At 65.3% G+C, this 5,080-nt stretch carries 4 protein-coding genes and 1 CRISPR repeat array; of the genes, 3 read left to right on the top strand and 1 reads right to left on the bottom strand.

What is annotated here, in order from left to right:
* Window positions 1–81: 81 nt before the first annotated feature.
* Window positions 82–777 carry an MFS transporter gene (locus tag O3T09_RS11670; protein ID WP_331282722.1) on the bottom strand — a complete coding sequence of 232 codons (696 nt, stop codon included), beginning with the start codon at window positions 775–777 and terminating at the stop codon, window positions 82–84.
* A gap of 248 nt (window positions 778–1,025) precedes the next feature.
* Here O3T09_RS11670 and O3T09_RS11665 point away from each other — a divergent pair, with 248 nt between their 5' ends.
* From O3T09_RS11665 to O3T09_RS11655, 3 genes are all read left to right on the top strand, one after another.
* On the top strand, window positions 1,026–1,997 hold the full coding sequence (locus tag O3T09_RS11665) for an Lrp/AsnC family transcriptional regulator (RefSeq protein ID WP_144819768.1): 972 nt from the start codon (window positions 1,026–1,028) through the stop codon (window positions 1,995–1,997).
* An 11-nt stretch (window positions 1,998–2,008) separates the two neighbouring features.
* A complete protein-coding gene (locus O3T09_RS11660) occupies window positions 2,009–2,992 on the top strand; it encodes a C-terminal binding protein (RefSeq protein WP_144819769.1) in 984 nt (327 codons plus the stop codon).
* A gap of 307 nt (window positions 2,993–3,299) precedes the next feature.
* Window positions 3,300–4,001, top strand: a complete 702-nt coding sequence (locus tag O3T09_RS11655; RefSeq protein WP_036334456.1) for a ZIP family metal transporter — start codon at window positions 3,300–3,302, stop codon at window positions 3,999–4,001.
* A 476-nt stretch (window positions 4,002–4,477) separates the two neighbouring features.
* Window positions 4,478–4,941: direct repeats of the CRISPR family, unit length 37 nt; unit sequence GCCTCAACGAAGTCCGCTCCCCACAGGAGCGGAGACC.
* Window positions 4,942–5,080: the final 139 nt, after the last annotated feature.

Raw genomic sequence — 5,080 nt, 5'->3', positions numbered from 1 at the left:
GCCCTGAGGCTTTCAGCTGCTCGACCAGGTCCTGGCCCGAGGGCTCGCCTGGGTTCTTCTCGTCGATCATGGTCATGATTCTTACCGTTCCTCTCGGTACGGCTTACACAGACCATCTGACACGCCCGTTTCCTCCACGCGGTAACGGACCCAGAACCCGATGCCGATCAGCACCACCGAGAGCAAGAACGGGATCCGCCAACCACCGTTCAGCAGGAACTCATTGCCATTGACGGTCAGCGCCGAGAAGATCAGCGAGGCCAGCAGGGCCCCCATCGGGTTGCCGAGCTGGGGAAAGGCCCCATAGAAGCCCTTGAACTTCTCCGGGGCGCTCTCCGTGGACATCAGCACGGCCCCGCCCCATTCCCCACCGACCGCCAGGCCCTGCATGGCGCGCAGGATGATCAGCAACACCGGGGCGAGGGCGCCCGCCGTTTCATACGTCGGCAGCAGCCCAACCAGGGTGGTGGCCACCCCCATCAGCACGAGGGTCAGCACCAGCGAGACCCGGCGACCATGACGGTCACCGATGTGGCCAAAGAGGACGGCTCCCAGGGGGCGGAAGAAGAATCCGACGGCATAAGTAGCGAAGGAGTAGAGCACCCCGAGGATGGGATCGGCGTCCGGGAAGAACAAGGGACCGAAGACAATGGCAGCGGCCGTGGCGTAGACATAAAAGTCGTAGAACTCAATGGTCGTCCCCATGAACGAGGCCATCCCGGCGCGTACCGCCTTCTTGTGGGTGAACTGCTGCCTGGGGTTCGGTGAGGTGCTCATGCGTAGACCGCCTGACTTCTGAGCCGCACGGGCGCCCACCGCCTGGGGTAGGCACTTGCGTTGGGGATGTGAGGTGACCGACAGCGTATAGTGAGATTCATCACTTGGCGAACCAGATCTACTGCAGACTCGAACCGATTCCACTGTTCTGTTGGCCCTTGAATGCACTGCGACGACGGTTCAGTGGGAGATGTGGGGGTTTAGCATCAGCTCTGATCGAAGCCCGTACCGATTGTTCTGAGGATGTCATGGACCCGTTCGACAAGCTCGACGAGCAGCTCATCAGTGCCCTCCGGGAGGATCCACGCGCCAGCGCGGTCAAGCTGGCAGACCGACTGCTCATGCCACGCTCCGTGGTGGCGCAACGACTGCGGCGGTTGCTGGCCTCCCAGGTGGTGCGGGTAGTCGCGACGGTGCATCCGGCATTCATGGGGTTGGACTTCATCGGCCACCTTTCGGTGTCCACCAGCGGGCCCGTGCAGGACATCGCTGCCATGGTTGCGGCCTGGGAGGAGTGCGTTCTGGTCTCGGTCACGGCCGGCGAGTTCGACTTCATCGCCGAAGTACGAGTACACGACCAGGTAGAGATGCAGCACCTACTGACGCGGTTACGTGGTAACCCCCAGGTCATCCGCGTTAACACCGCGATTTATACCGACATTGTCAAGGGCAACATCGAGCACCGCTCCTTCGAGACCATGGATATCGATGACATCGACCGTCAACTCCTGGCCCATCTGGAACAAAACGGGCGGTTGAGTTGGAAAGAGCTCTCTGAGCGAGTGGATAGATCACCCTCGGTGGTGCGTAACCGGGCCCATCGCATACTGGAGGCTGGCATCGCTCAAATCTTCGTGGTTCAACAGCGTGGATACAGCGGAGGAATCGTCACCGCCGGTGTCGGGCTGAGTTTGCGAGGGGACACCCTGGACACATTGCACCGCATTGCTGAGTCCACGGACGTGGAGTTCGCCGCGGCCACCGTGGGCCGCTTCGACGCCCTCGTCACCGTGCGCGGGTCCACGCCGCGGGACATCGACCGAGCCCTGGACTCGATCAGGGAACTCAGGGGCGTTGCGGAACTCCACTCCTGGTTTCACCTGCGCTCCGTCAAGGAGGACTACGCACGGCGGACCTATTTCACCTCCGGCGTCAATGCGGAATCTCACCCTCCGCTGCCGAGCGGGAAACCAGCCGCGGCGAATCACCCAACCCGTTGAAAGGATCACGCATGAAGGCATCACCCATTGCCGTGTACACCGATTACGACGAACTCGATATCACCCCCGGACGTCAACTGCTGGAAAGCCATGGCTGGACCGTGCGCGTGCTGGGGACCAGAGACAGCCGAGAGATACTCGAGGGCGCTCAGGACGCCGACGCCCTGATGGTCGGTTACGCACGCATCGACGCAGATCTCATCCGCGCGCTGCCCAGGCTCAAGATCATCGCCTTGCTGTCGATGGGCGTAGACAACGTCGATGTCGACGCCGCCACTGACTCGCGAGTCTGGGTGGCCAACGTCCCCGGTGTCGCCACTCGAGAGGTAGCGGCCCACGCCTTGGCCCTGGCGTTGAACCTCTGTCGGCAGGTTTCCTCCTTCGGATCGGGCGTGCGCCAGGGTCAGTGGAGCCTGCTGTCCTCGGCCCTTCCCAAGGGCCTGCACGAAACCCGTGTGGGTGTACTGGGTTACGGCAAGATTGGCAGGGCGTTCGGTGCACTGGCTGCCGCAGTGTTCGACAAAGTTCTGGCCTACGATCCCTTAGTCACAGAGCTGACGGACAAGGAGAGAGCGGCCGGCATTGAACTTGCTGGTGTGGAAGAGGTTCTCGCCCAAGCAGACGTGCTCTCGTTGCACATGCCACTGACCCAAGACACCCGCCACTTCCTCGACGAAGCCATGCTGGATCTGCTCCCGGACCAGGCCGTCGTGGTCAATGTCTCCAGGGGGGAATTGATTGATGAAGACGCCCTGCTGCGCAGTCTGAGATCAGGTCGCGTGCGCGGTGCCGCCCTCGACGTGCTCTCGGAGGAGCCTGCCGGACCGGACCACCCGTTGGTGCGTCACCCCCGGGTCGTCGTCACTCCACACATCGGCTTTCTCTCCGATCGCACGTTCGTCGAGTACCCCATGATCCAGGCCCGCAATGTGCTGGCCTGGAGCAAGACCGGCCGCCCCGAAACACCCGTCAGGGAACTCTCCCCCCTCACCTGAGAACCTCATGGATATTGCGTCTCCGCAGGCGGGGACGGGCGATACCGGATCCTGAGCCGCTCTGGGCGTGGTGAAGGCACTCGTCATGTGATTTAAACCAGGGCCTGGTTGTCGTGCTGGGTAGCGCAGCACCTCGCTTCGAACTCGGGACGAGCGGATCCTCGTCAACCTCTCCGGCCGCGGGGACAAGGACGTGGACTACGTGGCCGAGAAGCTCGGTCTCACGGGCGAGGCGGACGAGGTCGTGCGCTGAGCTGAGGCGGCGGCCCGGCGTCGTCCCCGGTCAGCGCGTAGCCTGGCTGCCGTGATGACCCTGATGTGGGGCGCAGTCGCCGCGTCCTCCCTGCTCGTGGGCGCCGTCCTGGCGACCCTGCGCCGCTGGCACATGGGCACGATCGGACTCGTGCTCGCCTTCGGCGCCGGCGCCCTGATCGCGTCCGTGTCCTTCGAGCTCGCGGAGGCGGGCGTGCAGGCGGCCGGACCTGCCGCCGTCGGCATCGGGCTGACGCTCGGCGCGGCCGCCTACTTCCTCGGAGATCGTGCAGTGGAGCGCTCCGCCGCGAGGTCCGGCGGCTCGTCCTCGGGCGCGGCGCTGACCGTGGGCGCGCTGCTGGACGGCATCCCGGAACAGATCGTGCTGGGCATCGGGCTGGCCGCGGGCGAGGGCGTGTCCCTCGCGCTGCTCGTGGCGATCTTCATGTCCAACCTGCCCGAGTCCATCGCCGCCACGGCCGACTCCCTCGACGGCGGCAAGACGCGGCGCCACCTGCTGATCCAGTGGTCGCTCGTGGCGGTGGTCTGCGCTCTGGCGACGTGGGGCGGCGGGCTGATCGCCGACGTCGCCTCCCCCGCCCTGACCGGCGGCATCCAGGGCTTCGCGGCCGGCGCCCTGCTGGTCATGCTGATCGACACGATGATCCCCGAGGCCCGCGAGAAGGGCGGGGAGAGGGCCGGGCTCCTCACCGTGGTCGGCTTCGCGCTCGGCGCGTTCCTGTCCCTGGTGGTGTGAGGGGGCGAGACGGGGCCGACTGCTTCCCGCGGGCTAGACGGCCGCGTTGATATAGACCGCGCTCGTCGCCGAAATTTTGCTGCAGCTGGCTGCGCGCCGGTCGCGCATGCGGGTAGGGGAGATGCCGGATGAACTTCAACGCGGGACAGCACGTGACGCCATGCGCCGGGCATTGGCCCAGGGCATGGCCTTTCCCCGACTCGCCTTCAGCCTTGGCTGCGAGCCAACAGATTCGCTACTGATGCTCACTCCATGGAGCCACGCCCAAGACCTCGCGAACGCGTGACGACGGGCGCGGACGTCACGTGCGTGATTCGACCCCGTCGAGGCGCCTCGCCCTCGACAGAGTCGAGCGAATTGACCAGGGAGGAACACGGTCTGAGCCCTACCCCGCCTCGGACCTGGATCGCTAACGAAGTCCGTTCCCGAAGGAGCGGAGACGGCAAGCAGGATGACGACCCCGGCTACATCCTCACGCCTCAACGAAGTCCGCTCCCCAAAGGAGCGGAGACCGGGGCCCACGAGGTGGGCGAGGGGACGGACCGGCTGCCTCAACGAAGTCCGCTCCCCAAAGGAGCGGAGACGCGGCGCAGGTACCGCTCGCCGTGGTACTCGTGCCAGCCTCAACGAAGTCCGCTCCCCAAAGGAGCGGAGACCGGATGAATCCGAGCCAGTCCTGCTCGATGTTCGAGCCTCAACGAAGTCCGCTCCCCACAGGAGCGGAGACCCACGTCCTCGCCGAGGATGCGGCCCGCCTCGAGGCCTCAACGAAGTCCGCTCCCCACAGGAGCGGAGACCCAGACCGCGGGCTGCCAGTCGATGCCGCCGTTGCCGCCTCAACGAAGTCCGCTCCCCACAGGAGCGGAGACCAGGAAGAGGCAATGCCTGGGGCCGCGCCTGCGGGCCTCAACGAAGTCCGCTCCCCACAGGAGCGGAGACCTGCGCGCGTGGTGGTCAAGCCCCATGAAGTGGTGTAGCGGCTGATTCCTTCGTTGGGGTTGTCAGGCGCTGAACTCGAGGGCGGGCGCGGTGTCGGGGTTCACCTCGCTTCCCGTGTTGCTGACGGTGGTGAGTCGGCA

Source organism: Micrococcus sp. H39-S4 (assembly GCF_027158145.1).
In the GTDB taxonomy this organism is placed as follows: Bacteria; Actinomycetota; Actinomycetes; order Actinomycetales; family Micrococcaceae; genus Micrococcus; species Micrococcus luteus.
Note: the sequence above shows the minus strand (reverse complement) of the source record. Positions and strands in the feature narration are given on the sequence as shown.

Coding starts and splice junctions, on each gene's coding strand:
- O3T09_RS11665 (WP_144819768.1), top strand. CDS start 1,026: ATGGACCCGTTCGACAAGCTCGACGAGCAGCTCATCAGTGCCCTCCGG.
- O3T09_RS11660 (WP_144819769.1), top strand. CDS start 2,009: ATGAAGGCATCACCCATTGCCGTGTACACCGATTACGACGAACTCGAT.
- O3T09_RS11655 (WP_036334456.1), top strand. CDS start 3,300: ATGACCCTGATGTGGGGCGCAGTCGCCGCGTCCTCCCTGCTCGTGGGC.
- O3T09_RS11670 (WP_331282722.1), bottom strand. CDS start 777: ATGAGCACCTCACCGAACCCCAGGCAGCAGTTCACCCACAAGAAGGCG.